This window comes from Microbispora sp. NBRC 16548, assembly GCF_030268985.1.
Taxonomy (GTDB): Bacteria; Actinomycetota; Actinomycetes; order Streptosporangiales; family Streptosporangiaceae; genus Microbispora; species Microbispora catharanthi.
In genome coordinates, this window is the sequence record NZ_BSSF01000133.1 from 1 (window position 1) to 255 (window position 255).

At 66.7% G+C, this 255-nt stretch carries 1 pseudogene; it reads right to left on the reverse strand.

What is annotated here, in order from left to right:
* A pseudogene (locus QSK36_RS43370) lies at window positions 1-238 on the reverse strand (ABC transporter permease); the annotation flags it as partial.
* Window positions 239-255: the final 17 nt, after the last annotated feature.

Sequence of the window (255 nt, forward strand, 5' to 3'; positions counted from 1 at the left end):
TACCCCCCACCGCATAGGTGCGCCGGCCGAACGTCGTGCGGTTGAGCACCAGCCAGCCGATCAGCACCACCAGCGCGAACACATACACCAGCAGCGGCAGCCCGAGCACCCGCGTGGTGGACAGATCCACGATCAGCGAGTTGTCCGGCTGCACCAACTGCGTGCGCTGGTTGGACATCCGCTGCGCCAGGCCCCGCCCGGCCACCATCATCGCCAGCGTCGCGATGAACGGCACCATCCGCCCATAAGAGATCA